This is a genomic window from Streptomyces sp. AB3(2024) (assembly GCF_041862025.1).
Classification (GTDB): Bacteria; Actinomycetota; Actinomycetes; order Streptomycetales; family Streptomycetaceae; genus Streptomyces.
The window spans coordinates 23,479-47,996 of the sequence record NZ_JBGWAB010000021.1 but is presented as its reverse complement, the minus strand read 5'-3'; the positions used below and the strand labels follow the sequence as shown (position 1 = coordinate 47,996).

The 24,518-nt window shown below is 72.1% G+C and carries 24 protein-coding genes, 1 tRNA gene and 1 pseudogene; 8 read left to right on the top strand and 18 right to left on the bottom strand.

The genetic code is table 11. The annotated features are described in order from the left end of the window. Nucleotides 1-123 precede the first annotated feature (123 nt). The 8 genes from ACEPPI_RS12010 to ACEPPI_RS11975 all read right to left on the bottom strand — a co-directional run bounded on the left by ACEPPI_RS12010 (nucleotide 124) and on the right by ACEPPI_RS11975 (nucleotide 6,756). Nucleotides 124-1,290 carry a lipid-transfer protein gene (locus tag ACEPPI_RS12010; protein ID WP_373915215.1) on the bottom strand — a complete coding sequence of 389 codons (1,167 nt, stop codon included), beginning with the start codon at nucleotides 1,288-1,290 and terminating at the stop codon, nucleotides 124-126. Then, on the bottom strand, nucleotides 1,287-1,676 hold the full coding sequence (locus tag ACEPPI_RS12005; protein WP_373915214.1) for a MaoC family dehydratase: 390 nt from the start codon (nucleotides 1,674-1,676) through the stop codon (nucleotides 1,287-1,289). Before ACEPPI_RS12005 ends, ACEPPI_RS12010 begins: the two co-directional genes overlap by 4 nt. Then, the gene (locus ACEPPI_RS12000; RefSeq protein WP_373915213.1) at nucleotides 1,673-2,713 is read right to left on the bottom strand and encodes an acyl-CoA dehydrogenase family protein; all 1,041 of its coding nucleotides are present in this window, start codon (nucleotides 2,711-2,713) and stop codon (nucleotides 1,673-1,675) included. Before ACEPPI_RS12000 ends, ACEPPI_RS12005 begins: the two co-directional genes overlap by 4 nt. A 1-nt stretch (nucleotide 2,714) precedes the next feature. Continuing rightward, nucleotides 2,715-3,668, bottom strand: coding sequence for a bifunctional MaoC family dehydratase N-terminal/OB-fold nucleic acid binding domain-containing protein (locus ACEPPI_RS11995; protein WP_373915212.1), 954 nt, complete (start codon nucleotides 3,666-3,668; stop codon nucleotides 2,715-2,717). After that, nucleotides 3,665-4,816, bottom strand: a complete 1,152-nt coding sequence (locus ACEPPI_RS11990; protein WP_373915211.1) for an acyl-CoA dehydrogenase family protein — start codon at nucleotides 4,814-4,816, stop codon at nucleotides 3,665-3,667. The genes ACEPPI_RS11995 and ACEPPI_RS11990 overlap by 4 nt, the downstream gene beginning before the upstream one ends. A 179-nt stretch (nucleotides 4,817-4,995) precedes the next feature. Next, nucleotides 4,996-5,307, bottom strand: coding sequence for a hypothetical protein (locus ACEPPI_RS11985; RefSeq protein ID WP_373915210.1), 312 nt, complete (start codon nucleotides 5,305-5,307; stop codon nucleotides 4,996-4,998). Between the two features lie 566 nt (nucleotides 5,308-5,873). Continuing rightward, on the bottom strand, nucleotides 5,874-6,284 hold the full coding sequence (locus ACEPPI_RS11980; protein ID WP_373915209.1) for a DUF6344 domain-containing protein: 411 nt from the start codon (nucleotides 6,282-6,284) through the stop codon (nucleotides 5,874-5,876). 277 nt (nucleotides 6,285-6,561) lie between these two features. Further along, on the bottom strand, nucleotides 6,562-6,756 hold the full coding sequence (locus ACEPPI_RS11975; RefSeq protein WP_373915208.1) for an antitoxin: 195 nt from the start codon (nucleotides 6,754-6,756) through the stop codon (nucleotides 6,562-6,564). A gap of 321 nt (nucleotides 6,757-7,077) precedes the next feature. Between ACEPPI_RS11975 and ACEPPI_RS11970 the strand changes: the two are divergent. After that, nucleotides 7,078-7,290: pseudogene (locus ACEPPI_RS11970) on the top strand (NUDIX hydrolase); the annotation flags it as partial. Between the two features lie 73 nt (nucleotides 7,291-7,363). Here ACEPPI_RS11970 and ACEPPI_RS11965 read toward each other — a convergent pair. The 7 genes from ACEPPI_RS11965 to ACEPPI_RS11935 form a co-directional block, all read right to left on the bottom strand. Continuing rightward, the gene (locus ACEPPI_RS11965; RefSeq protein WP_373915207.1) at nucleotides 7,364-8,122 is read right to left on the bottom strand and encodes a hypothetical protein; all 759 of its coding nucleotides are present in this window, start codon (nucleotides 8,120-8,122) and stop codon (nucleotides 7,364-7,366) included. A gap of 212 nt (nucleotides 8,123-8,334) precedes the next feature. Then, nucleotides 8,335-8,421, bottom strand: a tRNA-Ser gene (locus tag ACEPPI_RS11960). 72 nt (nucleotides 8,422-8,493) lie between these two features. Then, nucleotides 8,494-9,438: a serine protease gene (locus ACEPPI_RS11955; protein WP_373915206.1), complete on the bottom strand. Its 945-nt coding sequence runs from the start codon at nucleotides 9,436-9,438 to the stop codon at nucleotides 8,494-8,496. A 212-nt stretch (nucleotides 9,439-9,650) separates the two neighbouring features. Then, nucleotides 9,651-10,709, bottom strand: a complete 1,059-nt coding sequence (locus ACEPPI_RS11950) for a YeiH family protein (RefSeq protein WP_373915205.1) — start codon at nucleotides 10,707-10,709, stop codon at nucleotides 9,651-9,653. Further along, nucleotides 10,709-11,266 (bottom strand): cysteine dioxygenase, encoded by a 558-nt coding sequence (locus tag ACEPPI_RS11945; protein ID WP_373915204.1) that lies wholly within the window; start codon nucleotides 11,264-11,266, stop codon nucleotides 10,709-10,711. The genes ACEPPI_RS11950 and ACEPPI_RS11945 overlap by 1 nt, the downstream gene beginning before the upstream one ends. Before the next feature lie 99 nt (nucleotides 11,267-11,365). Then, nucleotides 11,366-12,271, bottom strand: coding sequence for a LysR family transcriptional regulator (locus ACEPPI_RS11940; protein ID WP_351823157.1), 906 nt, complete (start codon nucleotides 12,269-12,271; stop codon nucleotides 11,366-11,368). Nucleotides 12,272-12,353: 82 nt separating this feature from the next. Further along, nucleotides 12,354-13,844, bottom strand: coding sequence for a trypsin-like peptidase domain-containing protein (locus ACEPPI_RS11935; protein ID WP_373915203.1), 1,491 nt, complete (start codon nucleotides 13,842-13,844; stop codon nucleotides 12,354-12,356). A gap of 271 nt (nucleotides 13,845-14,115) precedes the next feature. On the opposite strand from ACEPPI_RS11935, the gene ACEPPI_RS11930 reads away from it, so the two are divergent. The 3 genes from ACEPPI_RS11930 (at nucleotide 14,116) to ACEPPI_RS11920 (ending at nucleotide 16,738) form a co-directional block, all read left to right on the top strand. Then, nucleotides 14,116-14,904: a glycerophosphodiester phosphodiesterase gene (locus tag ACEPPI_RS11930; protein ID WP_373915254.1), complete on the top strand. Its 789-nt coding sequence runs from the start codon at nucleotides 14,116-14,118 to the stop codon at nucleotides 14,902-14,904. Between the two features lie 85 nt (nucleotides 14,905-14,989). Further along, complete coding sequence (locus ACEPPI_RS11925) at nucleotides 14,990-15,592, top strand: ATP-binding protein (protein ID WP_373915202.1); 603 nt, start codon at nucleotides 14,990-14,992, stop codon at nucleotides 15,590-15,592. A gap of 171 nt (nucleotides 15,593-15,763) precedes the next feature. Then, a complete protein-coding gene (locus tag ACEPPI_RS11920; RefSeq protein WP_373915201.1) occupies nucleotides 15,764-16,738 on the top strand; it encodes a DUF5926 family protein in 975 nt (324 codons plus the stop codon). Nucleotides 16,739-16,920: 182 nt separating this feature from the next. Here the strand turns inward: ACEPPI_RS11920 and ACEPPI_RS11915 are convergent, their stop codons facing one another. Both ACEPPI_RS11915 and ACEPPI_RS11910 read right to left on the bottom strand, forming a co-directional pair. Further along, nucleotides 16,921-17,484: a hypothetical protein gene (locus ACEPPI_RS11915; protein WP_373915200.1), complete on the bottom strand. Its 564-nt coding sequence runs from the start codon at nucleotides 17,482-17,484 to the stop codon at nucleotides 16,921-16,923. Between the two features lie 91 nt (nucleotides 17,485-17,575). Beyond that, on the bottom strand, nucleotides 17,576-18,295 hold the full coding sequence (locus tag ACEPPI_RS11910; RefSeq protein WP_373915199.1) for a bifunctional DNA primase/polymerase: 720 nt from the start codon (nucleotides 18,293-18,295) through the stop codon (nucleotides 17,576-17,578). A 418-nt stretch (nucleotides 18,296-18,713) separates the two neighbouring features. Here ACEPPI_RS11910 and ACEPPI_RS11905 point away from each other — a divergent pair, with 418 nt between their 5' ends. Further along, on the top strand, nucleotides 18,714-20,288 hold the full coding sequence (locus tag ACEPPI_RS11905) for a PP2C family protein-serine/threonine phosphatase (protein WP_373915198.1): 1,575 nt from the start codon (nucleotides 18,714-18,716) through the stop codon (nucleotides 20,286-20,288). Between the two features lie 169 nt (nucleotides 20,289-20,457). Beyond that, nucleotides 20,458-21,924, top strand: a complete 1,467-nt coding sequence (locus ACEPPI_RS11900) for an aminopeptidase P family protein (RefSeq protein ID WP_373915197.1) — start codon at nucleotides 20,458-20,460, stop codon at nucleotides 21,922-21,924. 115 nt (nucleotides 21,925-22,039) lie between these two features. On the opposite strand, the gene ACEPPI_RS11895 is transcribed toward ACEPPI_RS11900, so the two are convergent. Next, nucleotides 22,040-22,543 carry an ATP-binding protein gene (locus tag ACEPPI_RS11895; protein ID WP_373915196.1) on the bottom strand — a complete coding sequence of 168 codons (504 nt, stop codon included), beginning with the start codon at nucleotides 22,541-22,543 and terminating at the stop codon, nucleotides 22,040-22,042. Nucleotides 22,544-22,794: 251 nt separating this feature from the next. Here ACEPPI_RS11895 and ACEPPI_RS11890 point away from each other — a divergent pair, with 251 nt between their 5' ends. Both ACEPPI_RS11890 and ACEPPI_RS11885 read left to right on the top strand, forming a co-directional pair. Then, nucleotides 22,795-23,610 (top strand): hypothetical protein, encoded by an 816-nt coding sequence (locus ACEPPI_RS11890; RefSeq protein ID WP_373915195.1) that lies wholly within the window; start codon nucleotides 22,795-22,797, stop codon nucleotides 23,608-23,610. 106 nt (nucleotides 23,611-23,716) lie between these two features. After that, on the top strand, nucleotides 23,717-24,451 hold the full coding sequence (locus tag ACEPPI_RS11885; RefSeq protein WP_373915194.1) for a YcnI family protein: 735 nt from the start codon (nucleotides 23,717-23,719) through the stop codon (nucleotides 24,449-24,451). The last annotated feature ends 67 nt before the right edge of the window (nucleotides 24,452-24,518 follow it).

Sequence of the window (24,518 nt, the reverse complement as noted above, 5' to 3'; positions counted from 1 at the left end):
AGGAGCGGACGGCGCCCCTGGGATCGGCCGCAGGTGCCGAAGGCGGGTCCATCTCAGGTTGTAGGACCGGGCCGCGACCTACCTCCTGTAGGTGGAGGAGGCGGGCGCAGACCGGGACCTCGGTCAGGCGTCGGCTCCCAGGATCAGCCCGGAGGTGGGCACCCCGGTTCCGGCCGTGACCAGCACGTGCCCGGCGCCGGTGACCTGGTTGACGGAGGTGCCGCGCAGTTGGCGGACGGCCTCGGCGATGCCGTTCATGCCGTGCAGGTACGCCTCCCCGAGCTGGCCGCCGTGGGTGTTGAGCGGGAGCGCGTCGGCGGCGACGAAGTCGGCGGCCTCGCCCGGTCCGCAGAAGCCGAACTCCTCCAGCTGCATGAGCACGAAGGGGGAGAAGTGGTCGTAGAGGACGGCCACGTCGATGTCCGCGGGGCTCAGGCCACTGGTGCGCCACAGCTGACGGGCGACCACGTCCATCTCCGGGAGCCCGGTGAGGTCGTCGCGGTAGAAGGAGGTCATCGCCTCCTGGCGGCGGCCGGCCCCCTGCGCGGCCGCGGTGATCACGGCGGGGCGTTGGCGCAGGTCCCGGGCCCGCTCGGCGGTGGTGACGACGAGGGCCTGGCCGCCGTCCGTCTCCTGGCAGCAGTCCAGGAGCCGCAGGGGCTCCACGATCCAGCGGGAGGCGGCGTGGTCGGCGAGGGTGATGGGCTTTCCGTGGAAGTAGGCGGCGGGGTTGTTCGCCGCGTGCCGTCGGCCGGTGACCGCGACGTGGCCGAAGGCCTCGGGGGTCAGGTGGTGGGCGTGCAGGTAGCGCTGGGCCGCCATGGCCACCCAGGAGGCCGGGGTGAGCAGGCCCCAGGGCAGGGCCCAGCCGAGGGCCGCGCCCTCCGCCGAGGGCTCGCGCTGCTGGACCCCGGAGCCGAAGCGGCGCCCGGAGCGCTCGTTGAAGGCGCGGTAGCAGACCACCACCTCGGCCACCCCCGTGGCGACGGCGAGGGCGGCCTGCTGGACGGTGGCGCAGGCCGCGCCGCCGCCGTAGTGGATGCGGGAGAAGAAGGAGAGGTCCCCGATGCCGGCCGCCTGGGCCACCGTGATCTCGGGGCTGGTGTCCATCGTGAAGGTGACCAGGCCATCGACGTCGGCGGGGGTGAGACCGGCGTCGTCGAGGGCGGCGTGGACCGCCTCGACCGCGAGCTTGAGCTCGCTGCGGCCGGAGTCCTTGGAGAACTCGGTCGCGCCGATGCCCGCGATGGCGGCGCGGCCACCGAGGCCGTCCCGGGTGCGGACGCTCATGCCCCGGCCCCCATGGTGACGGTCACGGTGCCCGTGACGTGGTGGCCGATGCGGTTGGCGCCGACGACCCGGATCTCGGCCGTGTCCCCGTCGAGGGCGCTGACGGTGCCGGTGAGGGTCATGGTGTCGCCCGGGTAGTTGGGGGCGCCCAGTCGGATGGCGACCTTGCGCAGGACGGCGTGCGGGCCGAGGTGGTCGGTGACGTAGCGGCCGACCAGGCCGTTGGTGGTCAGGATGTTCATGAAGATGTCCGGGGAGCCCTTCTCGCGGGCGAGTTCCGCGTCGTGGTGCACGTCCTGGTAGTCACGTGAGGCGATGGCGCCCGCGACGATCAGGGTGCGGGTGACCGGGATCTCCAGGGGCGGCAGTGCGTCGCCGACGTTCATGCGCTCTCCTCCTGCGTCGCGGCGAGGGTGTCGCCCAGCTCGGCCAGCAGTGCGCTGCCGCAGCCCAGGTAGGCGTCCAGCTGGCGCCCCCACAGGAAGTGCCGGTGGACGGGGTGGTCCAGGTCGGCGCCCATGCCGCCGTGCAGGTGCTGGCCGGTGTGGACGACCCGCTTGCCCGCTTCCGAGGCCCACCAGGCCGCCGTGAGCGCGTGCTCGCGGGCCCCGAGCCCCTCGTCGATGCGCCAGGCCGCCTCGTACGCGGTGACCCGGATCGCCTCGGTGTCCATGTACGCGTCGGCGGCGCGGAGCATGACGCCCTGGTTCGTGGACAGCGGCCGGCCGAACTGCTCGCGGGTGGAGGTGTACTCGACCGCACGGGCCAGCGAGCCGGCGCAGACACCCGCCTGGAGGCCGGCGAAGGCGGTGCGGGCGCCGGCGAGCACCCTGTCGTAGGCGTCCTCGCCGCCGAGGCGCTCCGCCGCGGCTCCGGTCAGGGTCAGCCGGCCCGCCGACCAGGGGGCGGTCGTCTCCACCGGCGCCGTGGCCACGCCGGGCGCGTCCGTCCGTACGATCCACAGGGCCCGCTGCGCGTCGGGGACCAGGACGTGCGTGGCGTCGCGCAGCCAGGGGACGGCGGGCGCGGTGCCGGTGAGCCGGCCGTCGGGCGTGGCGGTGATCCGGCCGCGGTCCGGGAACGCGCCGGTGGCGACGGCCTCGCCGGAGCCGAGGGCGGGCAGCAGGGCTGCGCGCTGGGCGGGGCTGCCGTGGGCGGCGACCGGCAGGATGCCGTACGCGCAGGTGGCGGCGTACGGGACCTGCGCGGTGGTGCGGCCCTGTTCCTCCAGCAGCAGGACCAGGCCGAGGAGGCCGACCTCCTCGACGGCCGCGGTCAGTCCGGCGGAGGTGAGGGCCTTCCACAGCTCGGGGTCGCTGCCGGTGCCCGCCGCGGCGAGGCGTTCGTGGGTGGCCAGGTCGCGGAAGATGCGGGCCGCGAGTCCGGCCGCCGCGGTCTGTTCCTCGGTGGGGTGGAAGTCCACGTCAGCCCGCCTCTCCGCGGAAGACGGGGAGTTCGAGCGTGTCGTCGACGCGCAGGAACTCCAGCCGGACGGGCAGGCCGATGCGGACCTTGTCGTAGGGGACGCCGGTGATGTTGCCGATCACGCGGACGCCCTCGGCGAGCTCGACGAGGGCCACCGCGTACGGCGGGTCGAAGGCGGGGAAGGGCGGATGGTGCATGACGACGTAGCTGAAGACCGTGCCGGTGCCGGCCGCCTCGACGGTGTCCCACGCGGGGGAGGCGCAGGCGTTGCAGCCGGGCAGCCAGGGGAAGCGCAGGGTGGCACAGGCGGTGCAGCGCTGGATCAGCAGCTTGTGCTCGCGGACGCCGTCCCAGAACCCCTGGTTGTCGCGGTTGATCACGGGACGGGGGCGCGGCGGCTTGGGCGGGGCCTGTGGGGGCGCGGCGGCCGGGGCGTACTTGAGGATGCGGAAGCGGTGCGTACCGGCGGGCTCGCCGTTCGCGTGGACGTCCGTCCTGGTCGTCACGAAGTGCCCGGTGCCGAGTCTGGTCGTCTTGCGCGGGGAGACCGATTCGATGACGGCGTCGAAGGTCACCGTGTCCCCGGGTCGCAGCGGGCGCAGGTACTCCTGCTCGCAGTCGGTGGCGACGACGGAGGTGCAGCCGGCCGCGTCGAGGAGCGAGAGGAGCTCGTCATAGGCGGAGGAGCGGTCGGTGTGACCGGAGAGCCCGCCCATGATCCAGGCCTGGAGCATGGTGGGCGGGGCGATGGCATCCGGGCCGGCGTAGGCCGGGTCGGTGTCTCCCATCGCCTCGCACCAGTGGCGGATCATCGGCTCGTTGACGGCGTCCTTGGCGCGGCCGGCGGTGGCGGCGGGGCGCCCTTCGAAGGTCTTGAGCAGCTGGTGGAACCGGCTGTCGTCCCGCTCGGGGCCCCCGGTCGCCGCTTCCCCGGTCGCCACTTCCCCCGTCATCGCTTCCTCCCCTTCATGCCGAGCCGCATCATGGCGACGATCTCCCGCTGTACCTCGCTGACGCCGCCGCCGAAGGTGTTGATCTGGGCGGCCCGGTTCATCCGCTCCAGCTCGCCGCCGGCGAACGCGTCCGGGCCCCTGAGCAGGGCTTCCTCGCCCACCACCTCCTGGCAGATCCGGTACACCTCGACGGTGGACTCGGTGCCGAGGAACTTCACCCCGCTGGCGTCGCCGGGGGCCAGGGTGCCCGCGCCGACGTCCTGGACGAGGCGCCAGTTGAGGAGGCGTACGGCGGCCAGGCGGGCGTGGGCCTCGGCCAGCCGGGACCGTACCCAGGGCCGATCGGCCGAGCGCTCGCCGGTGGCGGGATCGGGGGTGCGGGCGTGGGCGAGCGCCCCCGCGTAGAAGTCCTCGGCCTGCATGCCGATGGCGGCGAGGGCGACGCGTTCGTGGTTGAGCTGGTTGGTGATCAGGCCCCAGCCGCCGTGTTCGGGGCCGACGAGGTGACCCACGGGGACGCGGACGCCGTCGTAGTAGGTCGCCGTGGTGGTGAGGCCGCCGACCGTCTCGATGGGGGTCCAGGCGAAGCCGGGGCTGTCGGTGGGCACGAGGACGATGGAGATGCCCTTGTGCTTGGGCGCCTCGGGGGCGGTGCGGCAGGCCAGCCAGATCCAGTCCGCGTTCTGGGCGTTGGAGGTGAAGATCTTCTGCCCGTCGATCACCCAGTGCCCGCCGTCGCGGACGGCGCGGGTGCGCAGCGAGGCGAGGTCCGTGCCGGCCTCGGGCTCGGAGTAGCCGATGGCGAAGACGATCTCGCCCCGCAGGATCCGGGGGAGGAAGTAGTCCTTCTGTTCCGGGGTCCCGTACTTCATGAGGGTGGGGCCGACGGTGTTCAGGGTGACCATGGAGACGGGGGCACCGGCCCGGTAGGCCTCGTCGAAGAAGACGAACTGTTCGTCAGGGCCGCGGCCCCGGCCCCCGTACTCGACGGGCCAGCCGAGGCCGAGCAGGCCGTCGGCGCCGATGCGGCGCAGGAGCGCGCGCTGGGCGTCCGGGTCCTCGGGCACCCCGTCCGGCAGCAGGTTCCGGAAGTACTCACGCAGTTCGGTGCGGAGCCTCAACTGGCCTTCGGACGGGGCGAGGTGCACGGCACTGGCCTCCCGGCATCGCGTCGGACGAGTGGATCTGACTGTCCGTCAGATCTACTGCCGATGTCAAGGTCGGGAGGGGCCGGGACCGGCGCACGCGGAAGGGCACCCGCATCACCGGACCCCAGCCGGTCCGGTCGTACGGGCGCCCTCGTCGGTCGGCGCTACTCAGCCGACTCCTACCACCAGGGGCGGAAGTTCACCGCAATGTTGGAGCTGGCCTGGTGGATCGCCGTGAGGGCCGATCCGTTGACCTGCGCGCTGTTGTTCTGGTTCGAGGCACCGGATCCGGTGGCCACCTGCTGCGAGGTGGAGGAGTTGCCCTGGTTGTTGCCGCCCACACCGCTGCCCACGATGTCGGCGACGCTCGCATTCGATCCGTCGTTCGCGAACGAGCCGTTGTCGGCCGAGGCCACGCCGCCGAACAGGGCGACGGCGAGGGGGAGAGCGGCGACGGCGGCGATGACGCGGGCGGTACGGATGCTTGCCATGTCTGAATCCTCCAGAAAACCGAAGTCGGGTGTTCCCCGAGGCAGTTGGCCGACCGCCTCGGTCGTTCCGTGGTGCGGACGACGTCGCGAGACCAGAGTTGCCCACCGAATCCCCGGCGAACCACCCCGCAGCCAGCCATTCCCCCGCAAGCATGACCAACATTGGATAAACCCGATTCGCGCCCCTGCTGCCCCACATCAGCACACGCGTCCCAGCCGAAACCCTTGCCACATGGAAGGCGAATCGTTCCGTCAAACCGGCCCGTCCCGGACATGCCGAAGAGGGCCGCGTCGTCCGGGAACCCCGCCGTCTCCCGGTCCTACGGCCCTGCCCTACCAAGCTTCACGCCCCCCGCACGCCCCCGGCGCCCGCCGGGGCCATTCCACCGTGCCCCACTCCCGGGGGCACTCCGCGGCGCGATCCACGGCCACGACGACCGGGCTCCAGCGCCTGCGCACCTACGTCTCGTACGTTCCCTACCGGCCGTACCGGCCGTACCGGCCGTACCTGTCCCGCCTGCCCTGCCTGTCCCGCCTGTCCCGCCGGGCCACCGCAGGTCCCGCCACTACGCCGCGAGCGCCATCCGCCCCTGCTCCACGCCACCACCGCGCACACGCACCACATCCGCGCCCACACCCGCACCCACACCCGCACCACTCACACCGTCAGCACGTACCGCGTCGGCCGCGAGCGCTGCCGCGGTGGTGGAACGCCGGACGGAAGGGTTCTTGCCGTGCGCCTCGGCGCGGATCCGCTGCTTGATGGTCGGCGGGAGCGAACCGCCCCGCATCATCGCCCGCCACGTCCGTCGCGCCACCGGAACCGGCGGGCGCACGGCGGGGGCCATCGGAGTGGTGACGGCGGTGGCGGCCTCGACCGGGGCCGCCTTCCCGCCGAAACCGAGGGCGGTCAGGACCGCCACGAGTGCTGCGAGGAGGGTGGTCCAGATCGACGTGATGCTGCTGCGGTGGGTCATGACGAGCGCCTCATTCCTCGATGTTCCGACGGGCGGATCTGCATACATTCGTCATGATGTGGTCGCAACCGCACCGCCCCCACCACGCGCGCCGTTCTTCTGACAAACACCACTCGTATGAACCAAAGCCGCGTTCCGGCCGCTGAAAGGATCATGCGAAAACCAGCACCACCGGAACGCGCAGAGGGCGGGCCCCACGCCGGGGCCCGCCCTCTGACCTGGGGATCAACCGCCAGGGAACTCGGAAGGGTGGAGGAACCGCGGGGCCGCCCCCGCACTACGGCTGCGGCGGCTTGTCTTCCCCTTCGGGGCGCCCCAGCTGGTCCTTGATCTTGTCCTGGGCCGTGTCGACCTGCCCGGCGTACTTGCCCTGGGTCTTCCCGTCGACGTAGTCACCGGCCTTGTCGACGGCCTGGCCGGTCTCCTTCTCGTGGCCCTTCAGCATCTGCTTGAGCTTGTCCATCATGGACATGGATGCTCCTTCCGCTGTGTTCCGTCCCCTCCAGCATCACGGCCCACCCCGCACACCGCATCCGCGCGACACCCCGCCCGACGGCGTGCCCGGAAGCGCCCCGCCATGAAGACCGACCTGCTCATTCACGGCTCTCTGTGCTGTTCTCCTATGACTGCGGTCCACACCTGGCCCAATGGACTGTCGGCGCCCGATGCGTTCTGGGGCGACTGGCCGGTTCCCTTGTGTATGGCTGGCCGCCGGCTCGCGGTCGGGCCCGAAGCCGGCTGTCGTTAAGTCTGGCTCTGCGATGCTGGAGGCCGATCGAGAGGGGTCTCGGCGATGCGATGGAAGATCCACGGGGAACGTCCGATCTACGAAAACAAGTGGGTGAACCTGTGGCTCACCGACATCGAGACGCCGGATGGGCACCGCTGGGAACACCACGTCGTCAAGCTCCGTCACCTGGCCGTGGCTGCCGTGCTCAACGATCGCCAAGAGGTCCTGCTGCTGTGGCGCCACCGCTTCATCACGGATGTGTGGGCCTGGGAGCTGCAGGGATGATCAGGAACAGCATTCACGGCCGTCGTCCGCGCTTCCATGACGCGGACCGGGGAGCCCCACGGGGTCAGAGGCTGTCCCGCTCTACCAGCGAGCCGTCAGGGCCAATCGTGTAGATCCGCGGCGGCCCCATTCTTTCCATGGCCTTCTGCAGTGCCGCTTTCGTCTCCGCGGGGTCGGGAGCCTTCGGGTCCGACATGCGAAAGCCGAGCATTTCGACCCTGTCGGCGTCCACGTCCTCCGGCTCGGGACGGCCCTCCTGGATGAAGCCGCAGAGCGAACGTAGCGCGTCTTCTCCAAGCTCCAGGGGGTGGAAGGGCAAGGCGTACGGCTCCTCTTCCTCACCAGGCCAAGGAATGATGTCCGCCGGGCGGTCCCCAGCCCAGTAGGGAAGCTCGAAGGAGAGCGGTTCCCCGATGTTCTCGATGATTCCGTGGTCCGGGGACAGGCTCAGAGAGCGGATGAGGCGTCCGTCCTCCCAGACGGCGAACGCCAGCCAGTCGACCACGCTGTGCATGGCGTGCAGGACCAATCGTCGGCCGGCACTTGCCGCCACAAGGTGCTCGGGAAGCTGTGATGGCAAATCGATCATCACGCGCCGATCGCATATGACCTCTACGCCCGGCCAGCTCGCCGCATAAGTCGTTCCGTCGGGGGGATAGACGCCGTCACCCAGGATCGAACCCCGGGCCTCTTCGATCTCACAGCCGGGATACAGGCGCCGCACCATGCGGGACGTCTGCTCCAAGCCCGCCTCACCCACCTGTCGCAGCAGGCCCGGCACATCGCCGTCGGCATACACGAGCAGACCGGTCTTGGCTCCCAAGGTCCCTCCCCCAAACACCACGCTCAATCGTGGCTGCACCGTATCCCCCGGCTCTGACAGCAGCAGATCAGCGGGGGGCGTGCCCTTCCCGTGCCCGTTCGACCGGGGAGCAGCGGGGAGCAGCGGGGAGCAGCGGGGAGCAGCGGGGAGCAGCGGGCAAGACAACTGGAACGGCCCCTGACCGGATTTCCCGGTCAGGGGCCGTTCTCATGCGGTGGGTGTGGGATTTGAACCCACGGTGACATCGCTGCCACGACGGTTTTCAAGACCGTTCCCTTAGGCCGCTCGGGCAACCCACCTGGCCGGTACAGAGTACCGGGATGTGGAGGTGGGTGGGGTGGGTGTTTCCGGGGCGTTGGGGGCGGGCGGGATCAGGAGGTCTGGGCCTTGTCGTAGGCCGCTTTCGCCTCGTTGCCGAAGTAGGGGCCGAACATCCGGTTCGGCAGGAAGTTGTAGCCGAAGCTGTTCACCGACACCTGCGTGCCCAGGCCGGTCGCCTCGTCGAAGTCCTGGAGCCAGGGGCCGCCGCTGGAGCCGCCCGTCATGTTGCAGCCCAGGCTGTGGTCCTTGGTGAGCAGGAAGTCCTTGCCCGTGGTGCCGCTGCAGTAGACGAGCCTGGTGCCGTCGTAGGGCGCGGCCGCCGGGAAGCCGAAGGAGTACATCTTCTTGGTGTAGCCGCCGTTGAAGAGGATGCCCTGGGCGCCGACGACCTCGCTGAGCTTCCGGCCGTTCGACGGGGCCACCACCGCCAGGCCGACGTCCATGTTCATGTCCTCGCTCGCCGCCCACTGGTCGGTCGCGAGGGTCTTGGTCGCCGGCCACTGGCCGTAGGGGGCGTTCCCGTTGTCGTAGGCGGGGACGAAGACCCAGTTGGTGTGCCAGGCGCCCTGGTACTTCACGCAGTGCCCGGCCGTGATGACGGTGCTGCCGTTGGCGCTCGTGATCGAGTCGCCGGAGCAGGAGGCCGTCCGGTCGCCCATGGTGAAGAAGACCCGGCCCGACGTCCTCACGATCGCCCCGCCGCCGGTCCAGGCCCCGCCCGCCTGCGGGAACGAGGTGGGGGAGGCCGCGGTGGGGGCCACCCGGAGGGTGGGGCCGGGCGCGGCCGGGGTCGTACGGGCGGCGCCGGGGGTCGCCGTCACGTCCAGCGGGGTGGCCTGCCGCATCCGCTCCGGCGTCCAGAAGCCGGCCGTCTGCGACGGCCGGAACGAGGCGGGCGGCTCCGCGGCGGCCGAGGGGGAGGCCGCCGTCAGGGCCCCCGCGAGCAGGGCGCCCGCGGCGAGGAGAACGGACACGGCCGTGCGATGACGATTCACGCAGGACTCCTTCTGCCGTGCCCGGACCCGTGTGACCCGGGCAGGGTGGGGTGAAGAGCTGTCGGTGCGGATCGGCTGTGCGGCTGTGCGGCTGTACCGGTGAGCGCGCGTGCGGGGGCACCGTCGCACGCGCGCCCCGAAATGTCAGCGGGCAGTCCGGACGTTCGGTCGGTTCCGGCCAGGAAATGGCCAACTCCCGCCGGGGCAAGGGGTCATACGGTGAGCAGGACTCCGAGGTACGAGACCCCGGCCACCATCACCCACGCCCCCAGCCCCAGCAGGGCCGCGCGCCCCCCGGTCCGGGCCAGGGTGGGGAGGTCGACCGCGCTCCCCAGCCCGAACAGGGCCGCCGCCAGCAGCAGCCCCTGAGCGGTGTGCGCCCATTCCAGGGCCACGTCGGGCAGCACACCGGTGGCGCGGAGCGCGGACGCCGCCAGGAACCCCGCCACGAACAGGGGCACCGGAGCGGGCCTGCGCCCCGAGGAGGTGCGCACCCCGCGCCGCCGGGCGCGCATCGAGAAGGCCACGGCCGCCACCAGCGGAGCCAGGAGCGCCACCCGCATCAGCTTGACCAGTACCGCCTCGCCCAGCGCCCCGGGCCCGGCGGTCTGGGCCGTCGCCACGACCTGCCCGACGTCGTGGACGCTGGCCCCCACCCATCGCCCGAAGGCGAGGTCGGAGAGCCCCAACGGGCTCTGGAGGAGGGGGAGCACGGCGATGGCGAGCGTCCCGCAGAGGGTCACCAGAGCCACCGAAGTGGCCACGTCCTCCTCGTCGCTGCCGGACACCTCGCTCACCGCGCCGATGGCCGAGGCGCCGCAGATCGAGTAGCCGGTGGCGATCAACAGGGGCTGGTCCCCTGGGAGTCCGAGGCGTCGGCCCAGCCAGACGGTGCCGAAGAAGGTGGCCGCGACCACGCCGCTCACCATCGCCACCGTCGCCCAGCCCAGCCGGACCACCTGGTCCAGCCCCAGGGCGAGGCCCAGCAGGACGATGCCGATGCGCATCAGGCGCCGGCCGGCCAGCGACAGACCCGGGCGGCCCGGTCCGCGCACCACGCCCCGTAGACCGGGAAGGTGGGCCGCCGCGATACCGAGCACCACCGAAGCGGTCAGCATCGGTACCGCCGGGACCACCTCGTGTACGCACCACGCCACCAGGGTTCCGGCGGCGGCCAGGCCCAAACCCGGCCAGGAGGTGGATGTTTCACGTGAAACACGGGGCAGTCGGGGCCGCACCGGTCGGTGGACGGTGCGGTTCAGGAGGGCCATCAGCCGGTCGGTTCCGGGTAGACGCGGCGGACGCTGCTGCCCAGACGGCCCACGTCGGCCCCGTAGACGTGCAGGGATATCGCCGTCGAACGACAGGAGTTGCGCACCTTGTGGATGTCACCGGGCGGGGCGAACCCGCAGACGTCCCCCTGGCCGTTGAGCACTTCCTCGGTCGCCACGAGCCGCGCCGCGCCCCCGGGTGCCGTGGCGGGGGCCAGCCGGTAGCGGACCTCGCTCTCAGCGCCCTCGTGCACCCCGGCCACGCACCAGGAGACGTGATCGTGGATGGCGGTCTCCTGGCCGGGCAGCCACACCAGGGCCACCACGGAGAAGCTCCCGTCGGGCTCGGTGTGCAGGATGTGCTGCCGGTACCGGTCGGGGTGCCCCTCGCGCTGTGCGGGAGTGAGCAGCTCGGGCTCGCCCAGGTGCGGGGCGAGGCGCTCGCCGACGAGGTAGGCGGTCAGGTCGGGGGCCAGCCCCCGGTCCACGACCGTGCGGATCTCACTGACGAGGGCGGCCATCCTCGCGGTCGTACGGGCCGGCGTGGTGGTGGTCATGGGAGCAGCGTCCGTCGCCGCATCCATCACGTCCAACGACAGTTCTTCCCTGAAATCCCAAGCTGAGCTTATGGATCGAGGGTGGGTGGAGCCGGAGGCTCAGCAGCCGACCCGGTTCGCGGCGACGCGCTTCAGCTCGTCCAGCACCACGGCGGTCGCCGGGATCCGCAGGTGGTCGCGGTAGACGTAGGCGGCGATGTGGCGGCGGGCCGCGGGCTCCAGCACCCGCCCGCAGACACGGCTGAGGGAGAGCGACGGCAGCACCAGCGCGGGCATCATCGCGACGCCCAGCCCCTGCGCGACGAGGCTCTGGACCACCAGGTTGTCGTCGGTGGCGAACCTGATGTCGGGGACGAAGCCCAGCTCGGCGCATTCGTGCAGCAGGTTGGCGCGACATCGGGGGCAGCCCGCGATCCAGCGTTCCTCGGCGAGGTCGGCCAGGTGCACGGCGCGGCGCCGGGCGAGAGGGTGGCCGGTCGGGAGCAGCACGGTCAGCTGGTCCTCCAGGAGCCTGACCTCGGCCACCTCCTCCGGGATCTCCTCGTGCAGCCCGGGATAGGTGAAGGCGAGGGTGATGTCGCACTCGCCGCGCTGGAGGCGGCGCAGCGACTCCGGGGGCTCGCCCTCCAGCAGCTCGACCTGGACGCCCGGGTGGTCCTTCGCCAGCCCGCTGAGGGCCTCGGGAACGAGGGTGACGTTGGCGCTGGGGAATCCGCAGACCCGGACCCGCCCGGTGCGCAGCCGGGTGTACGCCTTCAGCTGGGCCTCGGCGGCCGAGAGGGAGCCGAGGATGGACTCGGCGTGCCGGGCCAGGGACTCTCCGGCCTCGGTGAGCTTCATCTTTCGGCCCACGCGGGTGAACAGCGGGGTGCCGACGGCGCGTTCGAGCGCCTTCATCTGCTGGGTGATCGCGGGCTGGGTGTAGCCCAGGACGCGAGCGGCCGCCGAGTACGAACCCGCGGCGACCACTTCATGGAATGTCCGTATGTGCCGTGAATCGAACACGAGCGAAGCATAAGCAGATATTGGGAGGGGCCGTAGACGGAATCCCGCCCGCGGCCCCTCCCATCAAGCCAGTGTCGAGCGGCTACTTGTCGCCGACCCGCGAGCCGAGGGTGATGTCGACCGTGGTGGGCTTGCCGTCCCGCAGGTAGGTCAGCTTCACGGTGTCACCCGGCTTGTACGTCCAGATGAGGCTGATCAGCGTCGGACCGCTGTCGACCTGCCGGCCGCCGAACTCGGTGATCACGTCGCCGGGCTTGAGGCCCGCCTTGCCGGCCGGGCCGTTGGGGTCGACCAGCTCGTTGGCGGCCGCGCCCTGCTCGGAGATCTTGGCGCCGTCGGTCTTGGCCTGGAGGTCGACGGAGACCGAGATCACCGGGTAGACCGGCTTGCCGGTCTTGATCAGGGAGTCGGCGACGTTCTTGGCCTGGTTGATCGGGATGGCGAAGCCGAGGCCGATCGAGCCGGCCTGTCCGCCGCCGAAGCCGCCGTTGCCTGCGGACTGGATCGCGGAGTTGATGCCGATGACCGCGCCGCGGCCGTCGAGGAGCGGACCGCCCGAGTTTCCGGGGTTGATGGAGGCGTCCGTCTGGAGGGCGCTCATGTACGAGCTCTTGCCGCCGGAGCCGTCGCCGGAGGCCACCGGACGGTTCTTCGCGCTGACGATGCCGGTGGTGACCGTGTTGGACAGGCCGAACGGGGCGCCGATGGCGATGGTCGAGTCGCCGACCGCGACCTTGTCGGAGTCACCGAGGGCCAGCGGCTTGAGACCCGTGGGCGGGTTCTTCAGCTTGAGCACGGCAACGTCGTAACCCTGGGCGCGGCCGATCACCTCGGCGTCGTACTTCTTGCCGTTGGAGAAGGTCGCCGAGAGCTTGCCGCCGTTGGCGGCGGAGGCCACCACGTGGTTGTTGGTGAGGATGTGGCCCTGCTCGTCGTAGACGAAGCCGGTGCCGGTGCCGCCCTCGCCGTCCCCGGCCGAGGCCTCGATGGTGACGACGCTGGGCAGCGCGGACGCGGCGAGGCCGGCGACGGAGCCGGGCTCGCGCTTGACGTCCTTGGGGGTGCTGGCGGTGATGGTGGTCGAGCCCGAGGCTTCGTCGCCACGCTGGGCCGCCCAGTAGCCGACGCCACCGCCGATGCCGCCCGCAAGGAGGGCCGCCGCCAGGACGGCGGCGACCAGGCCGCCCCTGCCCTTCGGCTTGGGCTGCGGAGCGCCGTCGGTGTGCAGCGGGGTGCCCCAGCCGCCGCCGTGGCCGCCCTGGCCGCCGTACGCGGGCACCGCGGGCGGCGGCGGGGGCCAGCCCTCGGCGCCGTACGCCGTCGGGGCCCCGGCCGGGGGCTCGGGCCGGGGCTGCGGCTGGGTGTGCCCGTAGGCCGGGGGCTGGTCCTGCGGCTGGGCGTACGCCGGGGCGTCGGCCGGGGTGGGCGGGAGCTGCTGGGTCTGCTCGGTGCCGGGCACGGGCTGCGCGGAGGACGGGGCCGGGTCGGGGGTGGAGGCGGCCACGGGCACGGGGGGTGCGGACGGGGCCGCGGGGGGTGTCGGGGCCGCGGTGCCCTCGTTCTCGGTGCTCACAGCGCTCTCTCCTCAGTCACACACGGCCTACACGGCTACTGGAAATCAGGCGATCCCGGGCCCTTTCACGGGCCCGGCACCGGTCCGACTGAACGTTCGACGTGCCGCACAAGTTCCAGGGGGAAGCCTTTCCCATGCCCCGTCAGAGCACTGTAAGCCGGACCTGTGCGTCTCCCCCCATCCTTTATCTCCGACATATCAGGCGCATCCTCAGGACTCACCCCGACGCGGGACGGCCCCTCGGTGGCACCATGACCAGGTGACCCACGCAATGCCGCGCCCCATCCAGGTCGTCGCCCACCGCGGCGCCTCGGAGGACGCCCCCGAGCACACCCTGGCCGCCTACCGCAAGGCCATCGAGGACGGCGCCGACGGCCTCGAATGCGACGTCCGGCTGACCGCCGACGGCCACCTGGTCCTGGTCCACGACCGCCGGGTGAACCGCACCTCGAACGGCCGCGGCGCCGTCTCCGCCCTGGAGCTGGCCGAACTCGCCGCCCTCGACTTCGGCTCCTGGAAGGACCGCGAGGAGTCCCCCGACTGGGACGCCGACCCCGAGCGCACCTCCGTGCTCACCCTGGAGCGGCTGCTGGAGCTGGTGTCCGACGCCGGCCGCCCCGTCCAGCTGGCGATCGAGACGAAGCACCCGACCCGCTGGGCCGGACAGGTAGAAGAACGCCTGCTCTTCCTGCTCAAGCGCTTCGGACTCGACGCCCCGCCCGCCGAGGGACCCCACCCCGTCCGGGTCATGAGCTTCTCCGCCCGCTCCCTGCACCGGGTGCGGGCGGCCGCCCCCACCGTCCCGACCGTCTACCTGATGCAGTTCATCTCGCCCCGGATGCGCGACGGGCGGCTGCCGGCCGGCGTGCGGATCGCCGGGCCCGGCATGCGGATCGTGCGCAACCATCCGGGCTACATCCGCAAGCTCCAGGCCTCCGGGCACTCCGTCCACGTATGGACCGTGAACGAACCCGAAGATGTTCAGCTATGCGCTGATCTGGGTGTGGAAGCGATCATCACGAACAGGCCACGGCAGGTTCTGTCACAGCTGGGACGCTGACGTCCCGATTTGCGCACCAGTCACACGCACCCCGCACGTGACAGGGTGTGCCCCGGCGCATCCGCTCCGCGTTCACTGGTCATGAATGCGTCAGAGGCCCTCGTCAGGGCGGTTTCCGGTCCAGGCCATTGGGGCATCCAGACCATGGCGTGGGGCTAAGGAGGTTCCGGGGGTGACGTTGGTGATGGCACAGGAAGTGCCCACGTCGTCGTGCATGGACATTCGCCATGGGCCGGCGGGCGTGGGCGAGGCGAGACACCGCATGCGCGAACAGCTGCGCATCAGCGGCCTGTCCGAATCGGTCGTGGACGATGCCGTGCTGATCCTTTCCGAACTGCTCAGCAACGCCTGCCGGCACGGCCGGCCGCTGGGCGCACGGGAGGTCGGCGACGGGGAGATACGCGCCGCCTGGCGCGTCGACAAGGCGGGGCGGCTGACGGTCGAGGTCACGGACGGCGGCGGTCCCACGCGCCCCGTCCCGTCCACGCCTTCGGTCACCGCGCGCGGCGGCCGGGGGCTGAACATCATCAGCGCCCTGGCCCAGGACTGGGGTGTCCGGGACGGAGCGGCGGGTGAGGTCACCGTGTGGGTGATCGTGGCCCACGGGCCCCGGCACGACGATTTCGCTACGCGCGTCACTGCCCCGGCGATCGACTTCGTATCGGCCTTCGACGACCTGGATCCCTGAGACGGATCCCCGGTCCGGAACCCGGCCGCGGCACGGGTCATCCGTACGGGCGTCCGTCCGGGAGCGCACGCCGACCGTGCTCCCGGCCGCACCCCACCGGTTCCGGCGGTACGAACGGCTAGGCTCGCGCCAGAGACACCGCCGTACCGCCGCAACCGGGAGACACCCACGATGGCCAAGAAGCGCCCCGCCGCGAAGACCGCGAAGCCGCAGATCCAGAACGGGGAAATCCCGGTGGTGGGCGCCCGCGAGCCCTGTCCCTGCGGATCCGGGCGCCGCTACAAGGCCTGCCACGGCGCAGCCGCCTCGCACGCGGTGACCGAGCACGTGCAGCGCCCCTTCGAGGGGCTGCCGGGCGAGTGCGACTGGGTGGCGCTGCGCGAGCTGGTCCCCGCGGCCACCATCCCCCTGACCCTCAAGGGCGGCCTGCCCGAGGGCGTCCCCTCCGTCACGCTGGTGACCGTACTGCCCATGGCCTGGCCGGCCCTGCGCCGCGAGGACGGCTCCGTCCTGATCGGCCTGCAGAACGACTCGTCCTCCGGGGACCTGGCCCGCGACATGGCCGACACCCTGGAGCGCGCGCTCGTCGCGGAGCCGGGCACCCCGGTTCCGGCCCGGCGGGTTCCCGCCGAGGGCAGCCGACTTCAGGATCTCCTGGACCTCGACGGCGTTTTCGAGCCGGTTGTGCACAGCGGCTTCGAATTCTGGATTCCGGAGTCGGAGAACGCCCAGAACGCCTCCCCGGAGATCGCCGCCTCGCTGGAGCGGGCCAACGCCGCCGCCATCCCCACCGTCAAGCTGGCCTCCGTGGACGCGGCCTACTGGTGCGAGACCCCGGACAAGAACCACCTGCGCTGGGTCATGCCGCACCCCGAGGAGAAGCTGCTCGACGCCCTCGCGCGGCTGCACGCCGCCGGCACCTCCTCGCTCGGCGAGGGCACGAAGCTCGTCGGCTCCTTCCGCGCGCACGGCCTGATGGTCCCGGTCTGGGACCTGCCCACCGGGGTCACCGCCGAGGACGTGGAGAAGCCCGCCGCGGAGTTCGCCGAGCGGCTGGCCGGGGCCCTCGCCGCGGATGCCCCGCTGACCACGGAGGAGCGCCGGGCGCGCGGCGGTCTCACCAACCGCCAGGTGACGCTCAGCTGACGTCCGCACAGCCTGCGAGGCCGGTGACCGGAGTCACAACTCCCGCTAATCGCCTGCAAATCGATGTCTGAATATCAGAGATCGAATTTGCGAACAGGCGATCTCTTGTTACCGTTCTTGTAGCCCGGTCGCTGGTGCATCCCCCGTCGCCAGCGACCGGGCGCTTCCTTTTCAGGTGGCGCTCAACCCTCGCGCGGTGCCGGTGAGTTGCTCCCGGACCGCAGCAGCAGTCGCCCTTCATCATCCGGAACTGCAAACTCCGCAACGGCCGAGTAGGCGTCGGGCGCACCCACCGATTCGCCCCGAGGCGTCTCGCACAGGCCCGGCTCGTCCCCCGGACCGACCGCGCAGCGGATCTGCACGGTGCGGCCGGCCGGTCCCATGACGGTCAGTACGGCGTCCAGGGCCCGCCCGCTCGTGTTGCGGTAGTAACTGCGGCCCCAGGTCTGTCCGTCACCCTCCAGCACGCAGGTCTGCGCCTCCAGACCCTGCGGAGCGGTGAGCTCGGGTCCGCAGTGGGAGTCCGTGCGGGGCTGTTCGGCCGGCCCGGGGCTCGCGGCGCGGTCCGCGGCGCGCGCCGCCGCGTCCGGCGTCCGGGAAGAACCCGACAAGCCGAGCGAGGAGAGCAGCCCTCCGCCCTTCCCGTCGCCCTGACCGGCGAAATCCGGCCCGGCGATCGCTCCGGCCAGGGGGAGCGACAGGATGGTCAGCACACCGGCACCGATGGCGATCAGACGGAGATTCATTCGCCGAAGATAGCGACGCGGGAATGGGGCCCGGAGATCCCCGCGCCCAATTCCCTTGGAAACCCGTCGCACTCACACCCGTACGAGTGACTCAGTACGCGAGCCGGCTGCCCCCGCCGGGAGCCCCGCTGCTGGCCTCGACGAGCGCGTCCACGACCGCCTCGACCTCGGGCAGCCACAGGCCGTCGCGACCCGCCGCGGGCTCCCGCTCCCAGCGGACCTGCCCGCCACCGGAGGCCGCCGAGGGCGGCAACAGCAGGTACCCGCCCTCTCCGTGGAAGCGCAGCGAGGACGGGACGTGGTCCTTGGCGTAGAGAAGTTCGCCGAGCCGCTCCAGCGAGTACGGCGCCACCAGCAGGGACCAGCGGGTGGGCGTGGCGACGATCGGGCCGAGCCGCAGGCCCAGCGCGTCCAGCCGTACGACGGCACGCGCGGCCGCCCCGGCCGGCAGGCTCACCGCGCACGGTGCGGTCCCGCCGGTGGCCAGCAGCACCGGGGCGGCGGGCCGCCGGGCCCACCACCAGGCCACCATCCGGGCGTCGGCCGTCGCCGCCAGCAGCCCGGGATCGAAGGGATGGGCTCCGGGCACCACGCAGTCGGGGTCGGGGCAGGCACAGCGGGTGCTGTCCGCACCGGCCCGGCCGACGCCGGGCAGTACGGGCCACTGCCAGAGGGTGGCGCAGGTCAGGGCGCCGTCGAGGAGGGATACGGCCGCCGCGTCCGCGGCCGCCGCGGTGGAGCGGGGGGCGGCGCGCGGGAATTTGAAGCGATCGCGGAGCCGCTGGAGACGCCTTCCGAGGATCTCGCGCATGAGCGCTCGTTCCTTTCCGTTGAACGCCGAGGGCCACATCACACCATGTAACCGGTGTTTCACCACACGTACACGTTTCGCGTCACTGTCCGCCGGAAGCAGGTTCACACGGTTCGTGCAGTTTTCTCATCGGGTCCGTCAAACGTCCGGCGGGGTCCGGTGTCAACGCCCCGGACGGCCCGCACCGGTAACGGGACCGGCTGCCGCCGCTAAGGACGACGGCCCGCACCGGGCGGTTCCCGGCGGTGCCGGAGGCGCCAACTGGCCCCGGCCACAGCCGATTACGTACCCGGAGTGCCCGTGACGCCCGCCCAGTCGATCGCAAAAACCGTCCGCTTCCCGCGTTTTCCGGCCAAGTTTTAGCCCTGGCTCGACCGTGAGTTGCCGTCCCACGGACACCAGGATTCCCGCCTGGGCAATGCTGGACATCGCTCCTCGTGTGCGTGTAGATGTGGATCCATCGATGGCGGCGCAGCACGATCTGGGGGTTTGCGATGCTATATGGCGAATCGCACCAGGTGGAAAGGCGGACGCCATGAGCGCTCCGCATCTGCCGAAAGTGGCTGGAATCGATCCAGCAGTTACAGCGTCAGCGCACACTCCGGCGCCCACGCCCGTTTCCACCTCACCCTCCACCCCGCCTCGAACCGCCCCCGCCCAGGCCGTACCGCCTGCCGCGAGCAGCGTCATCCAGGACCGGCTGGCGGGCATGGTCTCCGACCTCACCACCCTCCACGAGCTCACCGAACGCCTCACCCGCGCCAGTGACCTCGCATCCTCCCTCCAGGAGTTCCTGCGCGCCGGCGCCGCACTCGTCGGCGCCCGCCGCGGACTCGTCGTCCTGGAGCCCTCCGACGGCCTCGGCCCCGGCACCACGATCGGCCTCGGCCTGGGCCGCGCGGACCTCGGACACATCGAGACGGTGCCGCGCAGCGCCACCTCCTACGGCCGCATCCTCGACGGACTCCCCGACGCCCACGGCGGCTCCGAGGTGCTCCCCGAACCCGGCGCCCCGGTGCCGTCCCCCGCGGCCGGCGGCCACGAACCCACCGTCGACCCCCGCCACCGCGAGGTCGCGGCCCGGCTCGGCTACGCCGCCAGCTACGCGCTGCCGCTGACCGCGGACGCCACCGGCCGGCTCGGCGCCGCCGTCTGGCTCTACGACGAACAGGCCGAACCGGACGACCGCCAGCGCGACCTCGTCGGGCTCTACGTCCGGCACGCCGCCGAGCACCTGGCCCGGATGCTGGAGGTGGAGCGCTCCCGCGCCCGGCTCGCCACCGTCTCCGAGGAACTGCTGCCCAGCCGGCTGCCCCGGATCCCCGGCGTCCAGCTCGCCGCCCGGCACCACACCGGGCCGCGGGGCGGCGGCGACTGGTACGACGCGCTCCCGCTGCCCGAGGGCGCCATGGGACTGGCCGTCGGCTCCGTCACCGGCTCCGGGCCGAGCGCAATCGCCGCGATGGGCCGGCTGCGGGCCTCGCTGCGCGCGTACGCCGTCATGGAGGGCGAGGACCCCGTCGCGGTCCTGTCCGACCTGGAGCTGCTGCTGCGGCTGACCGAACCCGCGCGCTCGGCCACCGCGCTCTTCGCGTACTGCGAGCCCGCCGCCCGGAAGATCATCCTCGCCGGGGCCGGGCACACCCCGCCCCTGCTCATCGGCGAGCGGCGCACCGAGTACGTGGAGACCTCCCTCTCCGCGCCGCTGGGCATGCTGGCGTGCTGGGAGGCACCGAGCGTGGAGATCGAGCCCGCACCCGGAGAAACGGTGCTGCTCTACACGGACGGCCTGCTGCGGCGCACCGGCGACCCCATGGACCGGGCCTACGCCCGGCTGCACGCGGCGGCCGCGGGGGTCCCCCGTAGCGCCCGGGACGACCCGGCGGCCCTCTGCGACCACATCCTGCGCACCGTGCTGCCCGGGGAAGACCCGGACGCCGTGGCGGCCGACCCGGCCGAGGACATCGTGCTGCTCGCGGCCCGGTTCGACTGACGCGGGGCCCACGGAAACGCCGCCGTCGGCTCCCGGCACCGGGCCGGCCGGGGCTCGTCGCCCGGTATGACTGATATGTCACAGCCATCGCCGGGCGCCGCCTCCCCCCACATACGATGAACGGGGTCCGTACCCGGACCCTGCATGTCGTAGCGGCTGAGGAGAAGACGTGGCGGACGAGCTCACCCCGGAGACCCCGGCAGAAGAGCAGCCCCAGAAGAAGCACAAGCAGCGCAAGAACGCGCTGTACCCGGGCGTCAGCGAGGAACTCGCGGAGAACATGCGCACCGGCTGGGCCGACACCGAACTGCGCGGCCTGGAGCCCATCGCGCAGGCGGGGCACACCGCCGACCGCCGCGCCGCGCTGTCCGCGCGCTTCCCCGGCGAGCGCCTGGTCGTCCCGGCCGGCCGGCTGAAGACCCGCTCGAACGACACGGAGTACCCCTTCCGCGCGTCGACCGAGTACGCCTACCTCACCGGTGACCAGACCGAGAACGGCGTGCTGGTCCTGGAGCCCACGGGCCCGTCCGGCCACACCGCCACCATCTACCTGCTGCCCCGCTCCGACCGGGAGAACGGCGAGTTCTGGCTGTCCGGCCAGGGCGAGCTGTGGGTCGGCCGCCGGCATTCCCTGGCCGAGGCCGAGCAGCTGCTCGGGATCCCCGCCAAGGACGTGCGCGAGCTGGCCGACGCCCTCACCGAGGCCGAGGGCCCCGTGCGCGGCGTGCGCGGCCACGACGCCGTCATCGAGAAGGCGCTGACCGACAAGGTCACCGCCGAGCGCGACGAGGAACTGCGGGTCTACCTCTCCGAGGCCCGCGCGGTGAAGGACGAGTTCGAGATCGGCGAGCTCCAGAAGGCCTGCGACTCCACCGTCCGCGGCTTCGAGGACGTCGTGAAGGTCCTCGACAAGGCCGAGGCCACCTCGGAGCGCTACATCGAGGGCACCTTCTTCCTGCGCGCCCGCGTCGAGGGCAACGACGTCGGCTACGGCTCGATCTGCGCCGCCGGCCCGCACGCCTGCACCCTGCACTGGGTCCGCAACGACGGCGACGTCCGCGCCGGCGACCTGCTGCTGCTCGACGCCGGTGTGGAGACCCACTCCCTCTACACCGCCGACGTCACGCGCACGCTGCCCATCAACGGCACGTACACCGAGATCCAGCGCAAGATCTACGACGCGGTCTACGAGTCCCAGGAAGCCGGCATCGCCGCCGTGAAGCCGGGCGCGAAGTTCCGCGACTTCCACGACGCCTCCCAGCGCGTGCTCGCCGAGAAGCTCGTCGAGTGGGGTCTGGTCGAGGGTCCCGCCGAGCGCGTCCTGGAGCTGGGCCTGCAGCGCCGCTGGACCCTGCACGGCACCGGTCACATGCTCGGCATGGACGTCCACGACTGCGCCGCCGCCCGCACCGAGGCCTACGTCGACGGGACGCTGGAGCCGGGCATGTGCCTGACCGTCGAGCCCGGTCTGTACTTCCAGGCCGACGACCTGACCGTGCCCGAGGAGTACCGCGGCATCGGGGTCCGGATCGAGGACGACATCCTCGTCACCGAGGACGGCAACCGGAACCTGTCGGCCGGTCTGCCCCGCACCTCGGTCGAGGTCGAGGCCTGGATGGCACGGCTCAAGGGCTGACGCGTTCCTCATGTGCCGGTGGGCGGGAACCGGACGGTTCCCGCCCACCGGCGCGAGCGGGGGGGCGTGCCGCCTGCCGCCTGCCGCCTGCCGCCTGCCGCCTGCCGCCTGCCGCCTACGACACCTTCAGGAGCGCGTCGCCGCGCCACTTCAGCATCTTGTCGAAGCTCACCACCGCTCCCCGGCCCGGCCGGTTGCGGAGGCGGACGTGGTCGGAGAGCTCGGCGATCAGTCCCAGGCCCCGGCCGTGCTCGGCCAGGGAGGGTCTGCGGCGGGACACAGTGGCCGGCGGGAACCCGGGCCCCGAATCGGTCACCTCGATGCGGCAGCGGTCCCCGTCCAGATAGGCCGTGACGTGGTACGCCTCGGTCCCGTCCGGGACACCGACGGCACGGGCGCCCCCGCCCGAGGCCCCGCCGTGACCGCCGTGATCACGGTGGTCTCCTTGGCCACCACCGTGTTCCACCGCGTTCGCACAGGCCTCGGTCAGGGCGACCGACAGGTCGAAGGAGATGTCCGGATCCACCCCCGCGGTCTCCATGGCTCCCAGCAGCAGTCGCCGTGCGAGCGGCACGCTCGCGGCTTCGCGCCTCAAGTGGAGAGACCACCAGATGCTCATACGGATACCTATTGCCGCCCACGGGCGGGCGTAAGCCCCCGAGCGCCGGGAGAGCCCGCATTCGGCCGATGCGACACTCCCGGGCACCGGTGTATGCCCGGCCGGGACGCCGTTTCCGGCCCTCCGCTGACTACGCACTGTGCCCGCGCTGACGGCACGCCGTGCGCGCGCTGACCTTGGACCGGAACCCTACGGTCCCTCCAGTACCTGCCGTATGCAGGGCTTAAGCGCAGTGCGATGATGGCCCGGCCATGACTACCACCCACACGACACGCGCCGGAGCAGACCTCCGGACGACCCGGGCCGCGGTGTTCACCGCGGTCTGCGTCGCGCTGTCCGCAGCCGGCCACGCCGTGGCCTCCTGCGCAACCGTGCCGTGGTGGGCACTGGCCCTGGCCTTCGTCGCCGTCTTCGCGGTCGCGGCACCCCTCGCGGGGCGCTGCCGTCCGCTGCCGGGCATCGCCGCCGGGCTCGTCGTCGGCCAGCTCGCACTGCACACGCTGTTCGGACTCGGCCAGCACGGCGCCGCTGCCGCCCAGGCCCCGGCCGAGGGGGCCGACGCCTCGCTCGCGGCGCTCGCCGCCCGGCTGATCTGCGGGGGCAACTCCGTACCGCTCAGCCCGGCCGACGCCCGGCAGATCCTGGAGACCGCCGGACTGGACCCGGCCGCCCTGGCCGGGGAGGCCGCCGCGCAGGCCCACATGGCCCACGCGCACATGGCATCCGCCTCCGCGGAGCCCTCGATCGGCCTGTTCAGCCCGGCCATGCTGGCCGGCCACCTGCTGGCCGCACTCGCGGCCGGCTGGCTCCTGGCCCGCGGCGACGCCGCACTGTTCCGGCTGATCGAGCTGTCCCGGCTGTCCCGCGAGGCCGATCCGGTACGTCCGCTGCGCGCCGCGCTGGCCTTCGTACGCGCCCTCGCGGCCGGACTCCCCGGCGCGCCCGCCCGTGGCCCCCGGGCCCGCCGCACCACAGCGGCACCCGCCGTCGCGACCGGCCTCGACGCGCTCCTGCACACGGTCATCAGGCGCGGACCGCCCGCGGCGGCGTTCACCCTCGCAGCCTGACGCGGCACCCCACTCCCCGTACGCACAGCGGGAGCACCGGTGCCGCGACCTCCGCGCGCGCCCGTGCCCGGAGAGACCGTCACCCCGCATCCTGGAGTGTCCCGCCGTGAAGACCTCTCGCGTCTCCCTCGTCGCCGCCCTCGCCGCCGGCGCCGTCCTCGTCCTGTCCGGTCCCGCCTTCGCGCACGTCAGCGTGCAGCCCTCGGGCGAGGCGACGAAGGGCGGGTACGCGGTCATCAACTTCAAGGTGCCCAACGAGCGCGACAACGCCTCGACCACGCAGCTCGAAGTGAACTTCCCCGTAGACCAGCCGCTCACGTCCGTGATGCCGCAGGACATCCCGGGCTGGACCGTCACCGTCGAGAAGAGCAAGCTCGACAAGCCGCTGACCGTGCACGGCAAGCAGGTCAACGAAGCCGTCACCAAGGTGACCTGGACCGGCGGCAAGATCGAGCCCGGCAAGTTCCAGCAGTTCCCGGTCTCCGTCGGCAAGCTCCCCGACAACGCCGACCAGATGGTCTTCAAGGCCATCCAGACGTACGACAACAACGAGGTCGTGCGCTGGATCGAGGAGAGCAAGCCGGGCGCGGCCGAGCCGCAGACCCCGGCCCCCGTGCTGAAGCTGACCGCCGCCAAGGCGGCCGACGACCACCACGACGACGACGCCGCCAAGCCCGCCGCCGGGGCCACCGCCACCGCCGGCGACAAGAAGGACGCGCACGACGAGGCCGCCGCCAAGAGCGACTCCGACACGACGGCCCGTGCCCTCGGCATCGCCGGCATCGTGATCGGCCTCGGTGGCGTCGCCTTCGGCATCGCCTCGCGCCGCCGCGCCTCCTGACACCGCGCGCCCACGGGCGCTGTCGTTACGAGTACGTCCGCATCATCCCCGATCCCAGGGACACCTC

Coding starts and splice junctions, on each gene's coding strand:
- ACEPPI_RS12010 (WP_373915215.1), bottom strand. CDS start 1,290: ATGAGCGTCCGCACCCGGGACGGCCTCGGTGGCCGCGCCGCCATCGCG.
- ACEPPI_RS12005 (WP_373915214.1), bottom strand. CDS start 1,676: ATGAACGTCGGCGACGCACTGCCGCCCCTGGAGATCCCGGTCACCCGC.
- ACEPPI_RS11995 (WP_373915212.1), bottom strand. CDS start 3,668: ATGACGGGGGAAGTGGCGACCGGGGAAGCGGCGACCGGGGGCCCCGAG.
- ACEPPI_RS11985 (WP_373915210.1), bottom strand. CDS start 5,307: ATGGCAAGCATCCGTACCGCCCGCGTCATCGCCGCCGTCGCCGCTCTC.
- ACEPPI_RS11980 (WP_373915209.1), bottom strand. CDS start 6,284: ATGACCCACCGCAGCAGCATCACGTCGATCTGGACCACCCTCCTCGCA.
- ACEPPI_RS11975 (WP_373915208.1), bottom strand. CDS start 6,756: ATGTCCATGATGGACAAGCTCAAGCAGATGCTGAAGGGCCACGAGAAG.
- ACEPPI_RS11950 (WP_373915205.1), bottom strand. CDS start 10,709: ATGGCCCTCCTGAACCGCACCGTCCACCGACCGGTGCGGCCCCGACTG.
- ACEPPI_RS11945 (WP_373915204.1), bottom strand. CDS start 11,266: ATGACCACCACCACGCCGGCCCGTACGACCGCGAGGATGGCCGCCCTC.
- ACEPPI_RS11930 (WP_373915254.1), top strand. CDS start 14,116: ATGCCGCGCCCCATCCAGGTCGTCGCCCACCGCGGCGCCTCGGAGGAC.
- ACEPPI_RS11925 (WP_373915202.1), top strand. CDS start 14,990: ATGCGTCAGAGGCCCTCGTCAGGGCGGTTTCCGGTCCAGGCCATTGGG.
- ACEPPI_RS11920 (WP_373915201.1), top strand. CDS start 15,764: ATGGCCAAGAAGCGCCCCGCCGCGAAGACCGCGAAGCCGCAGATCCAG.
- ACEPPI_RS11915 (WP_373915200.1), bottom strand. CDS start 17,484: ATGAATCTCCGTCTGATCGCCATCGGTGCCGGTGTGCTGACCATCCTG.
- ACEPPI_RS11910 (WP_373915199.1), bottom strand. CDS start 18,295: ATGCGCGAGATCCTCGGAAGGCGTCTCCAGCGGCTCCGCGATCGCTTC.
- ACEPPI_RS11905 (WP_373915198.1), top strand. CDS start 18,714: ATGCTGGACATCGCTCCTCGTGTGCGTGTAGATGTGGATCCATCGATG.
- ACEPPI_RS11895 (WP_373915196.1), bottom strand. CDS start 22,543: ATGAGCATCTGGTGGTCTCTCCACTTGAGGCGCGAAGCCGCGAGCGTG.
- ACEPPI_RS11890 (WP_373915195.1), top strand. CDS start 22,795: ATGACTACCACCCACACGACACGCGCCGGAGCAGACCTCCGGACGACC.